Source organism: Allotamlana fucoidanivorans (assembly GCF_006265225.1).
GTDB classification, from domain to species: Bacteria; Bacteroidota; Bacteroidia; order Flavobacteriales; family Flavobacteriaceae; genus Allotamlana; species Allotamlana fucoidanivorans.
Map to the genome: position 1 here is coordinate 177,764 of NZ_VDCS01000006.1, position 21,638 is coordinate 199,401.

Below are 21,638 nucleotides of genomic sequence, written 5' to 3' on the forward strand. Positions count from 1 at the left end.
GTTCTTAAATAGAATTACCAATACCAACAAGGACTACAGACATAAGAATTACAACAATACCAGCTGTTATGGTATATTTCGTTTTTTTCGCAACGCCCTTCCATTCTTTCCTATATATTCCCCAAAAGTTTGCGGTCAAAATAATGGTAGACATATGTAAAATCCAAGAACTTGCTCCGCTCCCCAACTTACTCTCACCCATACCATAGAAAAAGAATTGTAAAAACCATATAGTTCCTGCTAAAGCAGCGAACATGATGTTTTTTGATATTGGTGTGTTCTTATTTGTGAAATCCTTATAAGATTTATTTTGAATACTTAAAACAGTTGTCCAAATTAAATTGGTCACTAAACCACCCCAAAGAATAACCACAAAGGTTACATTATTAGCAAACAAATGGTCGTAACCTGCTTCTACTGCAGCTTCGGCCAGAGGCTTTCCTGATTCAATACCAAAACTAAAAAATGAACTTAAAATACCTGAGAGAATAGCAACAATTAATCCTTTTACTAAGTTAAACTCTGAAACAGATTTCTTTTTTTCTTCATCAGAAAGTTCTTTTTCTTTCATAATTCCAGCTTTTCCGCAAAGCCAAATACCCAAAAGACAAACCAAAACACCCAACAAAACTACTTGTCCACCTGTTGCTCCCAACATATCTGTAAAAGACACTTTCCCTTCAGCTGGACTAAAATTATAATATATCGAAGGCACAACAGCTCCAAAAGCTGCACAAAAACCGAGAACAACCGAATTACCTAAAGACATTCCTAAATAGCGAACCCCAAGCCCATAGGATAAACCTCCTACACCCCAAAGTAACCCCATTAAAAAGGTAAAACCTACAATGGTACTGGAGCCAGAAGCTATTATATCCAAAAATCCTGGAACAGTTAAATAAGCGGCCAATGGCGGAACAATTAGCCATGACATTAAACCACCAACCATCCAATAGCTTTCCCATGCCCATCCTTTCACTTTGTTAAATGGCATATAAAAACTACCTGACGCAATTCCTCCTAAGGAATGAAATAAAACACCTAATATTGCTTGCATATTTTCTCTTTTTAAATAATATTAAGGTCTAAAAGTAAAGTCTCAAAACCTTTAAACCATCCTGCTCTATCATGACAACAAAACAAACTTATAAAATCTAGTTTCAACAAATCCTACCGCCCTAAAACTGAAAAATTTCCTTGATATATCAACTTCATTGACCATATATCCTTTACCACTTGTACATCAATTCAACGCCCTTTGATTACTTATATGCTTTTTTGAAATCTTCATTTTCAAGCAATCAACTAAAATAGGCTAGCGATGAATAGTTTATACAGCGTGACCATACGTTTACTAATTAACCCCATATTAATACTATCGCTATAAAACCCCTGAATGTAATATTATACAAGCTTAATTCCATGAGGTAGTTTCACCCAATACTGTAATTGTTTGGTTGGTATAATTAATTTTGAAACCCGTAATTTCATCTATTGCCAGATCAACAACACCAGATTTAGTAGTTCTTGGCTTTAAAACGTAATGTAATGGTGGCTCAAAAGCTACAAGATAACGGGTGCCATCTGAAGTGATACCCCACTGAATTCCTTCCAACAGATACTCATCATCCCATATATTTGAGGCAGTTTCAGAACCAGCAATCCACGTTCTATTAGACTCTTCATCAAAAGTTATATTTATTCCATTGTTAGATGTTACATTACCGTTTTCAACAGTCACGCCAAAAACGACATCACCGTCTTCGTTTTCACCCCAATTTTCAACCACTTGTGTGCCTTGAACTTTAAATATATCGTGATAAAAATTATTAAATGTAGTGGTGTGAAAGCTACCCAACTGTCCAAACCATCCTGATGAAATAATGGTAATAATACCTCTACGTACAATGCCATCTTCACAAAGTGTCCCTCTGCCAAAATCAACTGTTATGGTTTTTGGAAAGGTTTCTAAATCAAAAGGCTCTATTATTAGTTCAGGTCCATTCTCAGATCCAATTTGCTCACCTTTTAATTCACTTTCAGCCTTTAAAATAGCATCGCCAACATTATTAACTACATCTTGAAAAATCCCATTGACTAAAACATACTCATTGAGTTTTTCTGTATAAAATAAAATAGCCCGATCCTTACTGGAGTCACTGTTTTCATCAGGCAGGTCATTTCTTTGACATGACGTAATCAAAAAAATAAATATTAAAGCACTAATCTTTCTCATAATTTTACAATTTCATTTAATAGATGTGCACAACGTACTAAAAAAAAAGCATGAATTGCTAGTTATTTAGATCTGTAAATTGAAAACGTTGTGTTTAAGTTTTTTTAATCTCTAAATTCAGGGTTTAATGTTGAAGGTATTGGAGCTTTCGTTTCCTGCCACCAGTTTTTGAGTAATCTCAATAATTCATCTTTTTTCTCTAGATGTGTTGCTACAAGATTATTTCGCTCTTCAATATCTTCAGATAAATTATATAATTCTACGCCCTCATCTTCAAAATAGTAATGCAATTTCCATTCTCCTTTTCTTATGACAGACCCAGGTCGCGTTCTAAACAAGGAATCCCGATTTTCGTTATCATTAACATTATATGCCTGTAAGTAAACCGGGAAATGCCAAAATAAAGCACGTTCAAATACCTGTACTTCTTCTTCTAAAACAGGTGCTAAACTATGTCCATCTAGATGAAGCGTACTAGCATCAACTCCCGCATACTGCAATACCGTTGGAAAAATATCAAGATTCGTTATAGGAACATCACTTTTAGTATTTGCTTTAATCTTACCATTTAACACAAAGAAAAAGGGCTCTCGAATTCCACCTTCATAATAACTTCCTTTTCCTGCTCGTAATGGTTTTTGTTTGGTTATACCGTACAAACCACCATTATCTGATGTAAAAATTATAAGCGTATTATCCAAAAACGCTCTTTCTTTCAATTTATTGATAAGTAACCCAATATTTCTATCCAAATTATCTACCATTGAAGCATACTCAGGGTTCGCTTGACCTTTCCATGGTGATTTTTTTTCATATATAGGTATAATACTATCTATGCCCATTATTGGGACATGTACAGCATATGGTGAATAATTGAGAAAGAACGGTTTTTGCACGGTATCCAAAAACTTTATGGCTTTTTCCATAATAGCATCTGTTAAATACTTATCTGAACCGCCTTCAATAGTTACATTTTTATACGGTGGATAATAACTTTTGGGTAATCCTGCATGGTTTCCACCAATGTTAACATCAAAACCATACGCTAAAGGATTATCACTTAAATGCCACTTCCCTGCATGACAAGTTACATACCCGTTATCCTTTAAAACCTCTGGAAGAATATCATGTTCTGGCGAAAGCGTATGTGTGTTTTTAATAGGAATAAGTTTTCTGTCTTCAGATCTTCCTCTTGCCGATGGGCTAACCGTAAAAACACCATGGCGCGGTGACCATTGTCCTGTCATTAAGCCAGCCCTACTCGGGGCGCAATTGGATGCAGCTGCATAACCATTTGTAAATACCATCCCTAAACTAGACAGATAATCTATATTGGGAGTTTCATAATATTCACTGCCCATAAAACCAACATCTTTCCACCCTAAATCATCAACATTTATAATGATAATATTTGGAGACTCTTGACTGCATGAACTTTGAAAAATAAGGCTTAAGAGCATTAGTCCAAACCTAAATACTACTTTATTCATCATTTTAATTCAAACTTAAGGTCAAACTTAATACTAAAAATCTGTTGCCCCGTCCTGCTCCATCATGCTAACGTGTTATCTTTCAAAAATTCTTCCTACTTCATGCCAATATTATTGCAATTCCTTGATTCTAGAAACCACTATTTTCACCGGTCCTAACAATCCTGAAGGTAGCAATTCTGAATCCTTATGCCAATGTTTAAAAGCGGCCAGTGTTTGACGCTCGGTTGGGCGCTCAGTATTATTTAAAAGCCACTCTGGCCATTGTTTTATATGCGGCCCTTTACGTTCATAATCTAGCGATAATTGCTCATCACCAATTAATCTATTGGGCCAAAGGTTTGTAATTTTCACCTCTAGTGTATTGGAGCCTTTTACAATGGCATCGTCAATATTTAATATGTATGGGGCTTTCCATAATATTCCTAGTTTTTTCCCATTTAGAATCACTTCAGCAATTTCCTTAACATTACTTAAATCTAATTCTAAAGAATAATATGATTTAATGAGTTTTTCAGGGATTTGAAACTCCTTTTTATAGCTAGCTGTACCCGAAAAAAAACGAATATCTTCTTCTGATGCATCTGACCATGACGTTAAATAATTGAAGGTTTTTATTAAAGCGGGTTTATCTTTTAGAGGAAAACTTACATTCCAGCTCCCTGTTAATTCAATAGGTTCTGGCACAGATTTAACTTTTAATGTTTTGGTCTTTCCGTTTGAAGATTCATAAGTCATTTCACCAGCAAAAGGCGTAACTAAATTCACTTTATCATCTTTAAACACTAATTTTGGTTCTGATGTTGTATGGGTCAATTTCAATGTACCTCCATCAAAAACAGTAACCATTTTATCTTCATCATTAGTTATGTAAGTTACACGTAAGGCTTTTTTTGTTTTGATCTCTTTTCCTTCAAAAAAACTGTCCTTTACCGGTATTTCATATAATCCTGAAGCTACCATTGACTTTACTTCTTCAGTGACATCAAAAACAGGTTGGTTTGGAGGGATGCCATCAACACTCCCTGCAAACTTTCCAAAAACAGCTTTCAATATTTTTAGTTTGCCGCTGGCAGGAGCATCAATTTCTAGCCATTCTTTTTCCATGGCATTTTTTTCGAATACCGCTTCTCCAATTTTATATTGAATGCGTAATTCTTTTTTATAGCCAGGAGCAGGATCACCTTTAGAAAGTTCTCTTGTAGCTTGTATATGTAATCCATTATTTTGAATCCTGTTTACAACTACCTCCGTGACATCAACCAAACCATCAGGTAAAAATGTGCCGTATTCTGCTTTGCTAATTTTCAAGTTTGAAAGGGGTATTACCGCCGGGTTTTTCAACTTCATCTCAGCATATACAATGTGTTCACCTTCATGTATCGGATTCCTAAAAACCACAAATACAGAACCTTCTGGCTCGAACAGAATGGACACTGTTGTGGTAGCATCATCATTTTCCTGCCATATTGTAGCCTTAGTTATTTCACCGGTTTCGGCATTCCAAAGCTCTGGCTGTTTTCCTGATACTCGAAAACGACAAGCTAATTCTCGACTTTCTTTTTTAGAATTTACCACAAAATAAATGTCGGTATCTTCTGTTTTTCTGTGAATAAAATCTATGGATTCCTGACTTTCTTCTTCAATAAAAAAATCGGGAGGTAATGCTCCATTCTTTAACACATCTACAATTGAATGCACTTTTACGGGTCCTGTATCCCATAATATATCGGCCATTTGCTCGACACTTTCATCAAATTCAGAATACTTTTTAAGACTTGGAGATTTGTTAGGTTTTGAGCCAATAACTAAAGCGCCTTTTACCGCCAGTTCTTCAATTTTAGCAAGCGTTTCTGGTGTCATCCATTCGTTTGAAGGTAACACCAAAGCTTGATATTTTTCACCAACCGATGTGCATACTAAACCTTCCTTTACCGTTAATGCCTTTATCTTGTTAGAGCCAATCACATCATAATCATATCCCAATGCTTTTATTTCTGGCATTAATAAGGCGTCATTGGGAGATGCTTCTCCTGTAAACACCAATACATCGGCTACAGAGGTGCCTTGTTGTAATAAAAACTGACCTCTACTGATATAATCCACAAAGGGCTTACTTTGATTCCACCAGGTATTTAAACGGTTAAAGTCAGTTCCAAAAACCTGTAAAGTCAACCCAGGACCAACATCCCAAGGTTGATGGACATAACAATGAAAAACAAAACGATTAGTCCCTTGAGCCCATGCTAAATCGCCCATGGCTTTAAGCGTACTTGGATGCTGATCCCAACCTCCCATTCCTGTAAAAGACTCTGCCTCAGCAATCGGATTTCCATTTAATTTTGCAATAGAAGCAACAAATTTAGGCGAGTCAAAAAAGGCAAGGCTTCCGCTCCAAAACTCAGACATAACCATATCTGCCTTTTCTCCAACTTGCATATTATCAAAGGGTCCCCAATAAGGCTCAATAGAAAGCAACATGTTGTTTTTATGACTGAGTTCAGCAAAGCGTCCGTAATAATTTTCGGCTATCAAATCTCCTATAGTACGACGGAAATCCCAGAGAAACCGCTCGGTTTCTTCTCCACTCTCAACGTAATAACCAGCCAAAGCGGGCAAATATGAGCGACAATCATATGAACGAAGTGTTTTGAATGCTTCAGCGAAATTGGAAGTCCAGTTTGTAGTTCCAACTTCATAACTATCAATATGACACCTTTTAACTGTGGTACCAACTAGCGTGTCTAACTTTTTTAGTATGGGCTTAATGCTACCATTCCAAAATACATCAACCGCTTGTTTACTCATTTTATCACATTCTAAACCACGACCACCATCACTGGGAAAACGATTCATTTCACCTGTTGGCGTATGTCCAATTCTTAGAATAACCCACTCTCCTGCGGGCGCCTTCCATTCTAAAAAACCATCACTTTTTAACTTAGAGGTTAAGTCAAAAATATCTTGTTTATGAACTACGGCTAAATCAGAAATAAGTTTATCATCTGGGTCTAAATGACTACGTACTTTATGAGAAAGGGTTTTTATTTCTAATTCATCTATACGTACATCGGTCTTGGGTTTTGGAAAAGCGAGAACAGCAATATCCTTGTAGAATCCCAATTTGGTTTCAGGTTGTTCTAACTTACCATTAAATATTTTGGCTCCCTGATGTATCGTTTCACTATAGACCAGTTCTTGCATAGCATATTCTGGAGTAATAGAAGGTCCTCCTGATGATGACCAACCAGCCCCATTATGAAAACCCAGGTCAAGCCCTAAACGTTGAGCTTCCAATCCGGCATACTTAAAAAGTTCTAACCACTCCTGACTTAAATAAGGTGCCACACCTACAGGATTCCCCAAACTCACATTAAAAATTATTGCCCCTTGAATGCCTACCTTTTTCATGGCTTCCAAATCGGCTGTTATACCCGTTTTCGTTACATTTCCATTAATCCAAAACCAAATAGTCTGTGGCTTAGCTTCTGACGGAGGATTTTTAAAGTTCTGTTCTAAAGAAACATCTTGAGCTTGTAGACCTGAAACAAACAAGCTAAGCAACAACGTCACAAAAATGGTCTTTCTTATCATACTTCTAGTCATGTTATTGAACCGTCCATTACTAATCATATTGTGTAATTATTTATTAGTTTTTGTTGAGAACAAAACTTTTCATAATTAACAAAATTCAATCAGTTTTTGTTGTTAAAATTTGTACAGGTCCAATTAATCCAGAAGGCAACAGCTCTGTATCTTTAGTAAACTTTCTGATATTGGTTTTAGTAAATTGTTCTTCTTCCTGCAAAAAGGCATCACCAATCAATCGATTTGGCCAAAGGTTTACAACGTCTATTTCTAAAGTGTTGCCTTTTGCCTTTACATGTGATGTTATGTTTACGCGGTATGGTTTTGACCAAGTAATGCCTAAATCAACACCATTCAATGTAACACGAGCCAATTCATGTATTTGTCCTAAATCTAGGTAAAGCTCTTGATTTGTATTTAAAATTTTAACATCAAAAGTTTTTCGATATGTAGCAGTCCCCGAGTAATATTTAACACCTGAGTTTTCGTGTTTCGACCAATCTAATAAATTTGGAAAAATGATAGATTCTGGTCCTCCCCAATTTTTATCAAAACTCACATTCCACGACCCTTCAATGTTTTGAACTGTTTTAAGTTGAGGCCAGTTTGAAACTGAATTTTGTATTGATATTGGTTCCTTAAAAACCACAAAATAAGAACTACAAGGGCCAAACTCCATAGGAATAATGGTTTTGCCATTTTCAACTTTAAAATTGGTTAATAGACGCGTTTCGCCAGTAACAGGATTCCATAATTCGGGTTGTTTGTTAACCACTCTAAAAGTACATGCTACTTTTTCAATAGGTTGCCATTTACTGGCAACGTAATAGATATCTGCATCTTCAGTTTTTCGGTGGATATAATCGATAACCCCTACATCACTTAAACCTGTACATTCAAAATCTTGAAGGATGTTTTTATTGAGTAAGACATCTCGGATGGATTTATTCCAAACAAAGGTTCCTTTGCCCATTTTATGTTCACCTTTTTCGAGATTACCCCAAATACGTTTGGTCAAATTTTGATACTCGGTAACATTATCTACATTACTCAACATCGAGGTTTCTATTTTACCCACAACTGTTGCGCCTTGTTCTGCAAGTTTTACTATTTTTTTTAGTGCTTTTAGTGATACAGGCGTTTTTTCGTCAATAACCAAAACCTTATAACTCATACCATCTGACAATACCAATTCGTTATTTTTGAATTCTAGTCTGCTTAACAAAACCTCTTCGTTACACTTATCATAATCGTAACCTTTACCTAAACTTTCGGGTGGATTTTTCATACCGTCCTCCCATTCAAATGCATCAGCTCCTGAGCGTAAACCGTGCCCGTTATAAAACAGTACATCAGCAACAAACAAACCTTGTTGTAGCATATAAGAGCAACGTGAAAGATAATCAACAAAGGGTCTTGACTGGTTCCACCACGTGTTGGTTCTATCAAAATGAGTACCTGCACTGTGTGTCAAACCAGGTACATCAGTAACCGAAGGACGATGCGAAAACGTGTGAAAGCAAATCCAATTGAGACCATCACAAAACGCCTGATCTGCAGCTGCTTTCATTTGAAAAGGAGAGACTTCCCAATTCGGCCCAACGGAAGTAAACGATTCAGCAAATACTTTTTTAATACCATAGGTATGTGCTGCTGTTGCCGCTTCACGCACCAAGAAACGCCCACTTGGTTTTTCTCTGTGCGGCGATGGCATCCAAAATTCTCCCATAGCTACATCACACTTGCTCACACATTTTTTTAAATCGGCTTGGTATTGGTGCGGTCCTGCGGCTTCGGCATAAGATTCTAGTTTGTGTTCGTGTGCAACTTCTTGTTGTCTTCCATAATGATTTTCTGAAATTAAATCACTAATCGTCAATCGAAAATCGTTTAAAAAATGTTCAGTTGTTTTATCAGATTCAATATTTACTCCGATTAATGCAGGCATGTATTTCACAATATCATAACCTCGACGAGTTTCAAATTCTTCTGGGAAATGTTTTGTCCAGTTTGGGTCGCCAGCTTCCCAGCTATCACATTCTACGTATTTAAAAGCTTGTCTTTCCTCAGGACTCATCTCCTCTAGTAAGGTTCCCACGGTTTTTTGCCAATGCAAATCGAAAGCTTCTTTACTTAAATGGTCGATGTAAAAAACACCACCTAAATTACGTCCGGTTGGACGGTAACCAAAACGAATAATACGCCAATTTCCTTTAGGAGCATTCCAGTTTAAATGGCCGTTTTCATCAAGCTTGTCGGTTATATTTATTATGTCGTTTATCGAAGGTGTTTTCTCCTCAAGAAAAGCCAAAATAGCAATGTCATTGTAGAAGGCATTTTGTGCGTCTTTTACGGTTTGATTTTCTCGTTGTCTTTTTGTTTGAACAGGAAGTTTAGGTTTTGGAAATTTTTGGTTGATTCTATTTCCTCCTTCAACCGATAGTTCACTCCAAACTAACTCTTGTTGCCCATAATTGGGAGTTACCCATGGCGCAGCACATCCTGCTGGACCAATAAACACACCAAAGTCTAGCCCTAGTCTTCCAGCTTCAAGCGAGGCAAAACGTACCATATCCCGCCATGGCTTCGACCAGGTTTCTAGTTTTTCATTAGGCTGACTCAGACTTCCGCCTTTGTATTCATCTGTAACTTCGTATCTGATTTTCGTAGTGTCAATGATGGTTTTCTTTTTCCATTTGTGGGGGCCAAAAGGACCTACACCACCGTCTAACACCATACATCCGGATAAGCCTTTGGCTTTCATTTCTTCCAAATCACGCGTAATAGCTTCTTTGTTGGTGGGTGTTTGCAACCACCACCACCAAGCTTGAGGTCGTACTTCGTGCGGTGGGTTTTTGAAGTTTTCTTCAAGAGCTTGATTTTCTGAACCACTGAACTTCAATACTGTTTGGCATGGAAACAGGCATTGTATTAAACCAATACTTATTACAAAAAAAATAAAAGATTTATTTTTCATGAAAACTCAAAAATTAAGTAAATAATTATTTTTTTTAGTGTCTTTTTACCAATGGAAATTCCGCATGTTCAGTTCGCGAAGTATTCATCAGTTTTAGTAAGACTTCGGCTTTTTTAGGATGCTGTTCAGCAATGTTATTCATCTCACTTACATCTTCATTTAAATTATAGAGTTCAATGGGCTTATCATGATATTTTACCGCTTTCCAATGATTTTGTCTTACGGCTTGAATAGGCCCTTTGCTTTCATTAAATTCCCAATACAGGTAATGATGTTGTGTTTGATTTTCAACATCTCCCAATAAGGTAGGCGCATAGGAAACGCCATCTATTTGATCATCTGAAGGTTCTAATCCAACCAATTCGCAGGCTGTGGGTAAAAAATCCCAAAAGGCAGAAATGTGATTGCTTGTGCTGCCCGCTTTAATGGTATTTGGCCAATACGCAACAAATGGGGTATGAATGCCGCCTTCGTATAGATCGCGCTTACGTCCTTGAAAATCGCCATTGCTATTAAAAAATTCGTCTTTTACATTATCGTATTCATGGCCGTTATCACTGGTAAACACAATTAGGGTATTCTTAGCAATACCAAGATCTTTTAATTGTTGCACTAAATCGCCAATATGTCTATCTAAAGTTGATACCATAGCAGCATAGGTAACGTGCCCATCCTCATCATGACGGTAATGACCTGGATTCATTTGTCGTTTTGGCCAACCTAAGTTTTTGTATTGTTCCTTTTCCTCTTCAGGAATGGTTAATTCAAAATGCGGAATAGTATAAGCCAAATACAAAAAGAAAGGGTTTTGATGATTCTTATTTATGAATTCGGTAGCCTTTTCTGTGAACAAATACTGAATATGTTGCCCTTCTTTGGTTTGATGATTATTACCCTCTAAGGTTAATTTTTTATCATTTTCATAAATATATTCCGGATAATAATGATGCGCCGGAGAATGTTGATTGAATCCATAGAAATAATCAAACCCTTGTTTATTTGGTAGGCCTTTATCTAAATTTTCAGCCAAACCCCATTTTCCAATAATTCCTGTGGTATAACCTGCCCGCTTCAGTTCTTCGGCCACCGTTACATCTTCGTTATTTATGTCAACAGGTTTGCCACTTGCTGTCCATCTTGGGTTTCCTCTCACTGTGGCGTGCCCAGTATGTTTACCTGTCATCAATACCGCACGAGACGGCCCGCACACGGAAGACCCGGTATAATGATTGGTAAATACCATGCCATTTTCGGCTAGTTTATCAATGTTTGGGGTTTTAATTTTGTCTTGACCGTTAAAACCTAAATCTCCATAACCCAAATCATCTGCTAGGATAAAAATAATGTTTGGTTTTTGAGCTACATTTTGATTTTCAACAAACGCTGTTTGATTTTTCACTTGCTTAGTCTTGCAACCCAATATGCTTATGGCAAGTGCCACAAAAAGGATTTTACAAGTTATTTTTAGTGGTTTCATTGTGAGTTATTTTTCCTACTTCAGAATTAAAACAAAAAGATTTATTGGTACTCAGCTTTCAAATTCCAAGCACCTGATGACACCTTAAATTTCAGAAATTGCGCATCATTATCAATAAATTCTAATCCTGAAAATTTCTTTTTTGATGTTCCATTTTTCCAAACAATTTTACCATTTATTTCAACAGTACTTATTTGTTTTTCAGCTTTTGGAATGCCAATAATAGCCGAAGTTTGTTCCGGAGATTCTAAATCTAATTGATAGGAATGATTTGTTTTATGCATTTGAATAACAATATCTCCTTTTACTGTTGGAATTGTTTTTTCTATTGATTTAAAATGTACTAATGTTGGCAAAATTTGAAATTCGCTCCAAGCCTCCTTAGTTGTCTCAACACCGGCTACATATTTTGACAATATGGTATTAGACCCATTCCAGGCGTGGTTATAACTTCCTTTGTTTCCAAATTTTTCGTAAAGTGTGGTCATACCTTCTTGGTCTACCTGACTTTGATACATCTCTTTCATGCGTTGTAAGGAAGCTTTTGGGCGTCCTGCAATAAACATGGCCTCTTCAGCCATCCATTCAAAATGCGGACTAGAAAAACGGTTCGGAATTAACACATTATCTACAATTTGATTGTAATATTCTGGGTTTGAAATTCCCGAGATAATGGCAATAGCATTCGCCCTATCATCCTTAAATTTTTCTGGATTGCTACTATAGAAACCATTTTTCCAAAACTTTTTTTCGTAAGCGCCTTTCATGGAAATCATGCGTTTTTTATACCATTTTACATGTGCATCTTCTCCTAAAACTTCTGCCATTTTTTTGGCTTCTCTTAAAGCTAAATAATAGAATGCCATTTGAATAGGTTGCTCATCAATAGTACCTTTTACGCCCCAATCCAGCCAATTCCAAGAATCTGGACTTTTACTTTTTCTATATTCTGGAAGTCCGTTTTCCTTCATAGGAAATAAATCTAAATACCTGAATAAATAAGGATATACAATCTCAAGGGTTTCTTTATCACCTGTATTCAAGTAATATGGCCAAACCACTTGAGCAATAAACTGTAAACTTTGACATACCAACTCACGCACACGTAATGGCCCTAAAGCACCAATTACATCATTCTCATTAAAGTAAACCGTTTGTAAAATAGCTTTTTTTAAGAGTTGACGACCGGCATTGTCCATAGCGTAAAACAAATATCCTGTTTGGTCTGCCACATCGCCAATCCACAACGCACGCTCACGGTCTGGGCAATCCATAAAATTATCACGAGCACAAACAAAAAGTGTATTGTTCCCCATATCCCACAAACGGTTGTAAAAAGGATCGTCTACTTTAAAACTACCTGCCATTTCACCTACGCTCATCCAGCGGTATTTCAAAGCTTTTACTTTTACACCTGCAGGAATTGTATATTGCACTTCATGCCCATTAAACCAAGAAAAACTCTCAAAAGCTTGAGTACCTCCTTTAGTTATATAAGTGGCATGTATTTTATTAAGTCTATTATCTGTAGTAATAAAAATAGTATCTCCAGCTTTGGCTTCAATTTCCAAAAAAGCCGTTACCTGTTTATTAAAAGGCAACTTACATTTTATGGTTTGTCCTTCACTTGTGAATGGCAACTTTAGCTCAGCATGATTTGCATAATTTACTAAACCATGATTCACCAAATGCGGTACAATATTTTTTTCTATGTTATACCAAGGTGCAACACCTACTTTTCCCTTTTCTGAAGCAGTCGTCCAATCAGTATCATTAAAACTTGGTGTATACCAAGCTTTATCTGACCAATCGTTTAAAGCTATAGAAGCATTAAACTTTACGGCGTATTGCACTAAAGATTTACTAGCTGGTTCTATAGTATTATCATAGCCTGGATGTTGTAAAACTTTCCAACTAGCGTCTGAAACTAAATGCTGATTCCCTATTTCTGAAGAAAATAATAAACCACCTTTTCCACTATCAATGTGGGTACCTTTGTGCGTTTCTCTTCCCCAAAACCATACTAAAACAGCAATGGTATTTTTTCCTTTTTTTAAATACGGTTGAATATTTACGGTTTCGTACCATGAATTTGCTGGCGTTATTTTTTCTTTTCGGTTCCATTCGCCAGCTTGACTTGGTCCTCTTGATAATCCGCCCTCAAAAATTACCATTTCTCCATTTACCCAAAGCCAAAATTTGCTATCTACAGAAATATGAGCTTCAACTTTTTCTGGAATTTCATCGATAGAAATAGTCTTTCTAAAACTCATCCAAGTATTTGAAGGACTATCTTCTTGTTGCCAAATCCATTGGGCATTATCCCAGTTAGGATTCGTAGCAAAAGTTGTTGTACTGATGATTAAAATAAGGAGTTTAAAAATGTTTGATAACCATTGATTTTGTTGAAGTTTAATCGACATTATTTAGAGGTTTGTTGTTAATTAATTTATGTTTTTAAAGGAAACGGAAAAATACGTATCCCTTCCATGATACTTATCCTGTGTTGTCATGGAATAGTGTAAAAATTTACTATTTATTATAGGAATTTAGCCTTCCAATAGCTCTGTTCTTTTTAGATGTAATGCCACAATAATCCTACTTTAAACTGCACATAAATCTAAACTTAAGACTGATATAAAACTATACCAAAGCTTCTCAGTTTTAGTTAAAACAGGTAATTATTCAACCTAAAACTGAGACTGTTTATTAACCCTAGCAAATCCTAACTACTCTTAAGTTAAGTAAACTCCCCAATTTCTCAATTTTATTAGCAATATGCCCCACACCGATAGCACAATGATGGGATGGTCCTTGTTTGGACCATTCGTTCATAAAAGCTCTAGCCCCAATTGAAAAGCGGTAACGACTATTAGTATTTCCAATATGTAGAACAGGCCCTTCAACAGATTCGCCTTCAGCTACTAGTAAGAACACATCGTCTTTTCCTTCTACAACTGATAATAAGGTTACAGGGCCATGCTTCACAGTCATTTGAATGGATAAGCCTTTTCCGGGTTTACCGTGATACACCGGTAATGGTACTAACTGTACATTGCCTTCGGCAATAGCAAAATGTGCAGGGCCATCATGACCAAGCATAACAATATCATCATTAAAATCCATGGCATAAAATTCAGAGAACGAACCACCAACACCAAAAGCATCCATGATTTTCATGGCTTGGGCATTTTTTACTTCATACTCACCAGCAACAGGCACATTTTTTCCGGTAAGCAACGTATTTCCTGCGATGACAGATGTTACTATATTTTCATATTCGTTAGCCGTTTCGCCTTCATAATAATAAGCCATAGAGCCCAAATTATGGTTTTCAACCAATTTGTCTAGAGCTATTGATGTTTTTGCTGCTCGAACTAATTCGGATTGTTCACAAGCATCTATAACCTGGAAGGTGCTTTGGAATTCCTTTATTTTCTCTTCCACGTCAGCATCGGTCACAGCATCACGATATTTCTTTACCTCACACATTTCTAAAATTTCGATATGTGTGCCAAAAGCAGCTGATTGCTTTGTTAAATCTGAATATACATCTAACATACCACAGTAATAATGTCCTAAAACCCCTAGCCTATTATTTGCCATTACCTTAGCAACATTTGCTGCATCAATCCAATCTTGAATATCATCCCAAACAGCTGATTCATCTAAATACCCAGTAACAAATTCATAATCTATTCCTGAACGGTTGAACACGTTGGCCAACTCTGGCACTGAACAGGCTTGACAATGGGCTAGCCATTCTCCGGTCATCACTCCTCTATCTCCCAGTTTGTTGAAACTCTCGTAGTCAATAGCGGCAACCGGCTGAATATTTAAAATAATGGTCGGACATTTTAATTTTTGAACTACAGGTAACACCGTTGATGATAAGGCATAGGTAGACACATACAAAAACAATATGTCGATATCTTCTTTTTTTAGAATTTCCGCTTTATCCCTTGCTACTTGAGGTGCATCTACCAAACCTACATTAATTACTTCGGCACCAAAACCTTCCATCTTATCTGCTATTTGTTGCTGATAGCCCTCCAATCGTTCTAATAAACCTTCAAACTGTGGCCAATAGGTGTCTAAACCAATACCAAATAATCCTACTTTTATCATTTATTTATTATTTAAAACTTTATCTACATTTTTTTTATCTAAATGTAATTAACCTACTCCTAAGTGTTATATCAGTATTATATACTAATAATACAGCTAATAGAATAATCTATTTTTTATTAGATGCGTCTAACTTAGAATGTAACTCATTCTTTAACTCATTGACTAACTCTATATGTTCCTCAGCTACATTTTTGGTTTCTTTTTCTGCTGTTGTATGATCATATAACTCTACAAATCCATCTTTATGGAGCGTCATTCTATGCGTTAATGTTCTAATCGTTGAAGCATTATTATTGTAAGCTATAACGTCGTGCCCAAGAGTATTCGGTGATTCTAATATATTTTTTAGCGACACACCGTGACAATACCCCGGAATTTCAATTCCAGCTAGATCACATAAAGTTGGGAAGATGTCTACTGTTTCCACAATAGCATTTGTATTTGCACCTTTATTTATCATTGTTGGATAATGAATTACTAAAGGAGCATGTAACGATTCCTCAAACAAACTGTGTTTTCCCCAAATGGCATGTTCGCCTAAGTGCCAGCCATGATCTCCCCAAAGGACAACTATAGTGTTTTTATCAGCTCCCGTTCTTTTCAATTCTGCAAGAATTTTTCCTACTTGAGCATCTGCATAACTTACACATGCAGCATAATGACGACGTACTTCATTGGCAAAATTGGCATCTCTGTTTGGATTTTTTCCCCAACTATTGTACTTCATAAATTCACCCGAACCATGCCAGGTGGTTTTTCCTTTTGGTTTTTGAGGATGCTTTATATCTGGAAAATCCACGCCATCATATTGATCATAGTACTTTTTTGGTGCACCAAAAGGCAAGTGTGGTTTTATAATTCCAACAGCTAGAAAAAATGGCCCCTTCCTACTATTGGCAAGTGTTTTTAATTGATGGATAGTTTCATCTGTAATGGCTCCGTCTGGATAAATATTATCATCTCCTTCTATGGTCTCAAACACATCCATATCTCCCGATTTCACTCTAATTTGTCCATTAGCCAAGCCATGCATCATACCACGTGGATGTTTCCATTCTGCAACTGGTATCAAATGTTTATCCCAGGCATTGGGCATTTCAATTTTAGTGCTATCATTCCAATTCTTACCACCTCTTCCTCCTGGATGATGAGATACTTTCCCTACAGAAACAGTTGTATAGCCATGCGATTTGAACCACTCTGGCATACTTCTATCTAATTCCTGTATACCTTCGTTTATTTTTTTTGCTCTTTGAAAAAGTGCATTATTTCCTGCTGGCCCATATTGTCCTGTTAACAAAGTGTATCTAGATGGTCCACAACTTGGAGAGTTCACGAAATGCTTTTGGAATCTAATGCCTTTTTCCGCTAAAGCATCGATATTAGGAGAACTAATATACTTTGCTCCAAAACTCTTTAACTCTGGGCGAAGGTCATCTACACAAATGAGTAGTATATTAGGTTTTTGATCAATTTTTTCTTGTTGACAATTCGTCAAGAAGAAAAAAAATAACATTACAAAAAAAATAGGTGCTATTTTTTTTTCTATCACTATTCTATTTTTTATCATTTTAAACAGTCTACTAAAAATTTATATTTACACTAAACTTCAACATATAATTCACTTACTTTTTTTAAACGATCCGTATCTAATTCTACGCCAAAACCTGCCTTTGGCTTAAATGAATAATAACCATGCGATTCTTTTTTAGTGGGTTTATGTATCAAACAATCTAAATACTTTTTTGAGTCTTCCTTTTTCTCAATGGCTTCTACCCAAGTAGCTCCAGCACCAACAGCTATTTGTTGCCATGCTGAACAAGCTGGTCCTACCAAACTATCATCGCCTATCATAACTTTTGCATTCATTTCTTGTACTTTATGAACCAATTGAACCGTGTGTTTAAAGCTTCCCATGGTAGAAGGATGCAAATTGTAAATTCTTCCCATGCCTGATTTAATTACTTGTAGGCCTTTCCAAGCTGGACGTAATGGTGCATCAGGAATTAAATCTAAGTTTCCAGATAGTTTTTGTAATTCTATCCATTGATTAACATTTAAATGTGCAGGGTCTTCAATAGCATTTAACCCATTATTTCTAAAGGTATTTAAAATAGCTCCAAGTTGCTTTAAGGTTTTATTTTTGTAACCTTTATTAACATCCGAAATCACAGTAGCTTCTTCACCTAAAACATCTCTAACACTATTTAGTAATTTTAAATCGACCTCTTGATTGCCATACATTTTAAATTTCATGTGATGCCCTAGGTGTTGTTCGATACTTTTTTCTGCTTCTTCTCTAACTTTTTTTTCGTCTTTATCTAGTATACAATACAGACCTGGAACAGGACTTCGTCCTGATAAGCCTAATAATTCTGTAGCAGATTTATTTTGAAGTCTTCCTGATAGATCTAAAAGCCCCATATCTAAAGACTCTAACATTTTTAAAGATCGTTTTGAACCCAATACTTGCTCTGATGCTAATAATTTTTGGGCTTCTCTTAGCGTTAATCCTTTAAATTGTTTTAAATATTTAACCCAATCCGTTGGTGTAAAATCAGGGTTGTTTTTTGAAGCTGGAGTTTCTGTCCAACCATAAAAATCTCCTGAAGAAATCTTGATAAAGAAATGCTGACGGTTATGCCATGTGCCCCATGAAAAATACCGAGGTATATTGATATCGTATCGAAAGATTTCGATTTTTGTTATTTTTTCATTTAAATACTCATTTCTAGTTTTCCCTACATAAGATGACAACCATGGATATGTAGCTCCTGCGATACCTAGAGCCGATATACTTTTTATAAACTTGCGTCTATTTGTTTTCATAACTTTTGTTTTTATCAAGCAACGTTCATGGCCGTTAATAATGCCCTATTTCTTAACTAATGTAATTGGGCCTTCAATACCTGTTGGCACTAAATCTTTATAGCGCCTTGTCCAAGTTTTTGCCATTTCATTATTTTTAAGTGATTTGGCATAATTTGCTAAAACAGTTGTATAATGAATTTCAATCTCATTCTCTCCCTTCTTGAGGTAATCTGAAATTGAATAGACTGCTTTTCCGTACCAGCGCTTTCCAATGTTTTCCCCATTTATATATAATTCAGTTACACCTTCGTTTACATTTCCTAAATCTAAATGCGTAAAACCTTCTGCGTTATTAATAGTTGTTTTGTAAACAATCTCACCTCCAAACGTATTTTGAGTACTATCTGTTGATTTACTAAAATCAGTAAGCGTGGGCATATCCCAAATAAATACTTTCTCATCTTTTCGTTTACCAATGACTTTCCAATGAACATCAAGTACTTTTGATTCTTTTATTTTAGTCACAACTTCAATGGCTTTTTCTAAAGGCCTTTTATCTTCAAAAACCAACAGAAGAGATTCCAAAGGATTCAAAATGACACCTAACTCATTTGAATTTGACACAAAATAATAGGGTGTTTTCTCTCCTGTTTCAGGATTCCAAACATATGGATATTTGCCATTTACAGGAAATTTAGCGTCAAATGATGTTGTACTATAACGGTGTACATTGGTAAAGAAATAAATATCTTTATCATTGGTATATTGATGTATTTGATACACATTTTCAGAAGGGTGACTTATTTCCACATCAGCTGCTAATTGAGTTGTTTTCAGAATAGCTTTCGTCCAGTTAAATAATACTTCAATAGAGTCCGGTTGTTTCACCTGGATGAGTGATTCAGGATAATTTCTCAATAAACCTGTCATGGTATTATTAACTAAATTGTCATTCTTTTCATATTCTGAAAAATGTAAAGACTTCAATGGCAATTGATCTATGACAATAATTTTACCACCGAATTCTACAAATAGCTTGATATTCTCTGCTGCCTTCGGACTTAATGATTTTAAACTAGCAAGCACTAATAATTTGTAAATCATACTACCATAGGTAATTCCCTTTTCATTTATAGTAGCCCTTTCAAGAACACCTTGATTTATATATTCAGCAGAATATCCTAATTGACTTATGGGTTGCCATAATCTATACAAGTACTCAGGTTCCATATGGAAAGGCATTCTTGCTAAACCTTTATCTCCCCAAAGATCTGCAGTTGGCCCTAAAATAGCAATAGATTTATCAGCTTGAGAATTTTGAAATATGTAGGATAATCTGGAATTATAATCTATCCAATTAGGCAAGTGTTTCCACCAAGTGTTTTGCTCACTAAAATAAGTACCATAACGTATCCAACCAGGAAAAGGCACTTCTGGCGGTGAATAATTATAACCATGTAATACGGAATGGTTAATTCCGGTTATGAAATTCATATCATCATGCTGCTTTATTTCTTCAAGTGTCGCTTTAAATACACCTCCCAGATTGGTCATGGTTTCACAACTTGTAATCTTTTTATCTGTTAGATGCGCTCCCGCTGAAGCATACATATTCCAAATCATATAGCCGTGTGATTGTTTCCAATCCCAAATAGAATCTTTCATCTCAACAGTATATATCCAATTGTTGCTCTCGGGTATATCTGGTATCATGTAACCATCTAACATGCCCATTAAAAAAGGCGTACCATAAGCCTGATAGCGGCATAGAATGTTATTTTCTTTACAAAAATCTTTATAGGTTTGGGTGAAATTTTTTAAGAATACTTCAACCAATAATTTATTATAATCATGGCGCACGCGCTTTAACTTATCTTTAAACTCAGGAGTGAAATTTTTAGAATACGTCCCTTGTGCGTAGTTGCCATTAGCCTGATAAAAAACAAAGGGCAACCAATTATCTAATTTATAGCCATAGGCCTCAAAAAACAGATGTTCAAAACCATTGGTCCAGTTTGCTCCAGATACTTCAATACTATCACAAAGTATGGCTCGAATTAAACCACTAAGCGGAATACCTGAACGTTCAGATATTTTCTTCATGCGATTTAAATACGCCAAGGTCATTTCCTTTTTATAATGGTCCATTACAGGACCAGCTCCACCCAGAGCACCCAAAGTAACATCTCGAAAGTTTTGCTGAATTAAACCATAAGACAAAACATAATTACCTTTTTGTTTTATCTCATAAAAGATTTTTCCGTTGGCATCTATGTGGTTTTTTAAATCGATTATTTGATTTATATCTTTACAATTTTCAGGCACTAATTTTATATAAGACAATCTGTATGTTGTTCTTTTACTAATGTGCTTTTGAGCTCTCGTATTTTTATACTTTTCTTTATATAATTGTATCAACCCAGCTTCATCAACATCTATAGTTTCTCCATATTTATATGAGATATAATCTGAAACCATACGTTGAGACGTTTCATCATCTTTCAGAAATTCACCTCCAAAAGGCCAACCTGTTCCAGCAATGATGTCGACGATCATTCCTAAATCTTTGGTTTTTTTACAAGCATGAACTACCATATCAATCCATTCATCACTCATCCAAACTAAGGATTCATCACCGTTATCAGGACCTACAGGCATTGCTATAGGATTAATTTCTACACCACCAAAACCAACACTATGCAAAGACTTTAATTCTCTATCTAGTTCACTTGCCTTAACTTTATTTCCGTTCCACCACCAACGCACAAAAGGACGTGCTTCTGCAGGTGGATTTTGAAAACCACTGTATAGATCCTGGATAAACTTTCCATCATTTTGAGCCCTACAAGAACTTAAAATCAACAAAAAGAATAATAGATATATTAAATTTCTTGTGTTTTCTTTTTTCACTAAAATCTTTTTATACCC

The 21,638-nt window shown here is 35.8% G+C and carries 11 protein-coding genes; all 11 read right to left on the bottom strand.

The window, feature by feature from the left end; translation table 11 throughout:
* Positions 1–4: 4 nt before the first annotated feature.
* Positions 5–1,057 carry an L-rhamnose/proton symporter RhaT gene (rhaT, locus tag FGF67_RS07470; RefSeq protein ID WP_139696312.1) on the bottom strand — a complete coding sequence of 351 codons (1,053 nt, stop codon included), beginning with the start codon at positions 1,055–1,057 and terminating at the stop codon, positions 5–7.
* Positions 1,058–1,414: 357 nt separating this feature from the next.
* The gene (locus FGF67_RS07475) at positions 1,415–2,236 is read right to left on the bottom strand and encodes a hypothetical protein (RefSeq protein ID WP_139696313.1); all 822 of its coding nucleotides are present in this window, start codon (positions 2,234–2,236) and stop codon (positions 1,415–1,417) included.
* Between the two features lie 104 nt (positions 2,237–2,340).
* The gene (locus FGF67_RS07480) at positions 2,341–3,729 is read right to left on the bottom strand and encodes a sulfatase (RefSeq protein WP_139696314.1); all 1,389 of its coding nucleotides are present in this window, start codon (positions 3,727–3,729) and stop codon (positions 2,341–2,343) included.
* A 108-nt stretch (positions 3,730–3,837) separates the two neighbouring features.
* Positions 3,838–7,320, bottom strand: coding sequence for a glycosyl hydrolase (locus FGF67_RS07485; protein WP_233244030.1), 3,483 nt, complete (start codon positions 7,318–7,320; stop codon positions 3,838–3,840).
* Positions 7,321–7,417: 97 nt separating this feature from the next.
* Complete coding sequence (locus tag FGF67_RS07490; RefSeq protein WP_139696316.1) at positions 7,418–10,291, bottom strand: glycosyl hydrolase; 2,874 nt, start codon at positions 10,289–10,291, stop codon at positions 7,418–7,420.
* A 34-nt stretch (positions 10,292–10,325) separates the two neighbouring features.
* Entirely contained in the window at positions 10,326–11,768 is a 1,443-nt protein-coding gene (locus tag FGF67_RS07495; RefSeq protein ID WP_139696317.1) for an arylsulfatase, read from the bottom strand.
* A 41-nt stretch (positions 11,769–11,809) separates the two neighbouring features.
* Positions 11,810–14,191 (bottom strand): alpha-L-rhamnosidase-related protein, encoded by a 2,382-nt coding sequence (locus FGF67_RS07500; protein WP_139696319.1) that lies wholly within the window; start codon positions 14,189–14,191, stop codon positions 11,810–11,812.
* Between the two features lie 292 nt (positions 14,192–14,483).
* On the bottom strand, positions 14,484–15,896 hold the full coding sequence (locus FGF67_RS07505) for an L-fucose/L-arabinose isomerase family protein (protein ID WP_139696321.1): 1,413 nt from the start codon (positions 15,894–15,896) through the stop codon (positions 14,484–14,486).
* A 109-nt stretch (positions 15,897–16,005) separates the two neighbouring features.
* Positions 16,006–17,397: a sulfatase gene (locus FGF67_RS07510; RefSeq protein ID WP_233244031.1), complete on the bottom strand. Its 1,392-nt coding sequence runs from the start codon at positions 17,395–17,397 to the stop codon at positions 16,006–16,008.
* A gap of 104 nt (positions 17,398–17,501) precedes the next feature.
* Complete coding sequence (locus tag FGF67_RS07515) at positions 17,502–18,728, bottom strand: mandelate racemase/muconate lactonizing enzyme family protein (RefSeq protein WP_139696323.1); 1,227 nt, start codon at positions 18,726–18,728, stop codon at positions 17,502–17,504.
* 45 nt (positions 18,729–18,773) lie between these two features.
* On the bottom strand, positions 18,774–21,620 hold the full coding sequence (locus FGF67_RS07520; RefSeq protein WP_158293198.1) for a glycosyl hydrolase: 2,847 nt from the start codon (positions 21,618–21,620) through the stop codon (positions 18,774–18,776).
* Positions 21,621–21,638 lie beyond the last annotated feature (18 nt).